At 56.9% G+C, this 2,974-nt stretch carries 3 protein-coding genes and 1 pseudogene; 2 read left to right on the forward strand and 2 right to left on the reverse strand.

Going from position 1 to position 2,974, the window contains the following annotated elements:
- Window positions 1–130: 130 nt before the first annotated feature.
- Both VMV64_RS07355 and VMV64_RS07360 read right to left on the reverse strand, forming a co-directional pair.
- Window positions 131–349 carry a hypothetical protein gene (locus VMV64_RS07355; protein ID WP_325329304.1) on the reverse strand — a complete coding sequence of 73 codons (219 nt, stop codon included), beginning with the start codon at window positions 347–349 and terminating at the stop codon, window positions 131–133.
- A 17-nt stretch (window positions 350–366) separates the two neighbouring features.
- Complete coding sequence (locus tag VMV64_RS07360) at window positions 367–1,896, reverse strand: Fic family protein (RefSeq protein WP_325329305.1); 1,530 nt, start codon at window positions 1,894–1,896, stop codon at window positions 367–369.
- Between the two features lie 233 nt (window positions 1,897–2,129).
- On the opposite strand from VMV64_RS07360, the pseudogene VMV64_RS07365 reads away from it, so the two are divergent.
- Window positions 2,130–2,270: pseudogene (locus tag VMV64_RS07365) on the forward strand (IS3 family transposase); the annotation flags it as partial.
- Between the two features lie 192 nt (window positions 2,271–2,462).
- Window positions 2,463–2,813: a DUF4870 domain-containing protein gene (locus tag VMV64_RS07370; protein WP_325329306.1), complete on the forward strand. Its 351-nt coding sequence runs from the start codon at window positions 2,463–2,465 to the stop codon at window positions 2,811–2,813.
- The last annotated feature ends 161 nt before the right edge of the window (window positions 2,814–2,974 follow it).

A 2,974-nucleotide genomic window follows, 5' to 3' on the forward strand; every position in this document is an offset into this window, starting at 1 on the left:
ATCTCCGGCGGCGGTTCGCCGGGCACGGGTAGACGCAGGAGTTGCAGGAATTGGCGTTGTTCGTCAGTGAAGGTATCTGGCATGGGTCTATGCTAAAGGTCCGGTCCATCGGTGGCAATCATTCTGCCACTTAGAAAGGACTCATCACACTACGCGCACGGGTCAGGAACAGTCCGTCTTCTGGCAAGCCGCCCACTTTTTCATACAACGACACACAACCCACCACAGGATGCCGGATGATCACCACCCACTCCGTCAATGGATAAACAACGCTCAATGACGTACTCGCCATTGCTGGCACTACACCGGAATAAAGCCAATCTGGTGAACCAAAAATGACGATGCGCACTCAGAAATAAATGGGGCTTATGGTTGCACAAACACGGCCTGGATAATGGCTTCCACCTCGTTGGTTAGGGCCTTGTCGGCCAATATCGGGAACTCCCTGAGCAGCTTATTAGACACCTTGCCGCCGTTATCACGCACGGATCGTAGGATGCGGTCGATATCCCCATCCGGACCTTCGATCACCATCTTGATGCGTTCGCGGGCCATGCGCAGGTTGCGCAGATAATTTGCTTCCTTGCGCATTTCCTGTTCGATGGTTGTTTGCACCACTTCTGCAAGATACTCGACATGGTCGGTCATATCGGGATAGCGCCAGGCCGGCAGCGCATCCTGGTAGGCATCGAACTGCAGGTTGTAGTACACACCGTCCTCGGCGACCTGCTCTGCGCCAAAGCGCCAGGCTTCTGCATACTTGCGCATTAGCGGTCGCGAGAAGAGTTCCAGTACCTGGTCATAGCCGCGCCGGTTGACTACCGAACTGGTGATCGTGGCCGACACCGGCAGAATGAAGGGTGCCGGAATCGCCTTATCCCGGCGCAGCACATCATTGATCAGGAAACGCGAGATGCGGCCATTACCATCGGACATCGGGTGTATGTACACAAAACCGAAGGACAGCACGGCGGCCCGCACCAGTGCCGAGGCGCCCGCCGTGCGGGATGCGAACTCACGCAAACCCGACAGCAGTGCTGGCGCGTCATTCCAGTGAGGCGCGATGTAATGGACCACCTCGGTAAAGCCGTCGACCTCGCCGACGAATACCGGCGAGCGGCGCACGCCATAACGTGTCGCCCGCGGTCCGAGGATCTGTGCTTGCAGTGCGCCGAGTGCGCCTTCCGACAGCGGCTCTTCGTACTGCCCACAGCGCTGCTCCATCACGGCGGCGAAACGCCGCACACGATCGACATGTTGCTCTTCGTGCTCGATCGCAAAGCTCGCCCGGCTCTCCTTGATCGTCAGCCAGACCGCGCTGCGTTGCAGCACGTCGGCACCGAACTCGACCTCCAAGTCGGCCAGGTGCTGAGCGCAGTCGTACTGCTCAGCCTGCCGCACCCGGGCGGTGCGCAACACCAGTGGGCAATAGTCACGGGTGCCTGGCAGGTTGTCGCGCACCCGCCAGCGTGGATTATTAACTGGCTGACTGCCTGTCAGGTAGGTCTTTTCGTCCAGCGCGGTGACGTAGTTGCCAGTTGCGACGCCGGGAAATGCCAGTTGCCGGCCGGTTAGGTATTCGTAGAGGAAACCGGAGCGGCGCGCATACTGGCCTGTCGGTTCGGCCGCAATCCACGCTTCCAGGTCGGCTACCGGCGCCACCTCGAACAGCCTGGCCAGGAACTCTAGATGAATGCCTTCGTGCTTAAGCGCGAAGGTCAAATGGCCCGCCAAGGTGTTGGCAGGCCTGGCTACCGGGGTATAGAATTCATGGACGTAGCCGCCCTCCCGCACGGTAGCTCTGGATCCGGCAATGGCGCTTTGGGCGCGAAACGGTTGCACCGACGAGACGTCGTAGCGCTCAGCCAGCCAGCGGTATCCGATCCAGTCTGTCACTTAAATATCCTAATTTCCGCCAAGATTCGATTAACCTTGTAAAATTCTAATTATATATTACATATTCGTCAATAATTCTATTAAAATCCTGTCGCCACAGCCTGATTCCAAATCTGAACATCCCCACGGGGCTGGGGGACGTTCAGCGGAATCCGCAACTCTCACAGCACCTCATCAACAACCCCAAGAGACGCCCAGAGCCGCCTCATATCGGCCACCACTGGCGCCGCCAACGCTTCGAGACTCGGGCACAGGCTGAATCGACTATTCGGGAATACATCGAGATTTTTTACAACCGCCAACGCCTGCATTCACGGATTGGTTATCTGGCTCCCGCTGTGTTCGCACAGTCCTTCACACGGTTGGCCGCTTGAAACGGGACTGTCCACTATTGTCAGGCTACCTCAAATTGAGCCAATTCGATTATTCCAGCACCGTCGGGCTGTTTGATCAAAAGGCTATTCTTTGACATAAAATTCAGTATGATAGTGGGCACAGGCCAGTCAGAGTGAAGCATCACCCGGTCGACCCAGTACGAAATCTATCACCCTACAGGGAGCGTAACCATGGAAACCAGCAATCTCGTCGAAGTAGCCAGCAAGGACGATCGTAACATCGCCGCACTCACCCATGCGGGCGGCATCTTGTTCGGGTTCATCCCGGCGCTCATCGTCTATCTCCTCAAAAAAGACAGTGGCTCCGCCTGGCTGGTGCAGCAGAGCAAAGAAGCACTGAATTTCCAGATCACCGTGCTGATTGCCTATGTGGTGGCCAGCATCCTGAGTACCCTGTTGATCGGCGTGTTGATTTTCCCGCTGATTTTCATGGTGAATTTGATATTCTGTGTATTGGCAGCCATCAAAGCCAGTAATGGCGAGGTCTATCGCTACCCACTCACCCTGCGTTTGCTGAGTTGACGCGCAGAACCTGAGAACACGCTTCCGGCTTGCGCCACTGCAGCGCGCCCCGTACCCTACGCCTTTATTTTGCATAACAAGGATGGGGTCGGCTGAATGTCTATTCTGCGGCTGGAGGCAGGGCAAGTGGAATGGGGTGGCCGGGCGCTGCTGGACCATGC

Source organism: Sulfuricella sp. (genome assembly GCF_035531155.1).
In the GTDB taxonomy this organism is placed as follows: domain Bacteria; phylum Pseudomonadota; class Gammaproteobacteria; order Burkholderiales; family Sulfuricellaceae; genus Sulfuricella.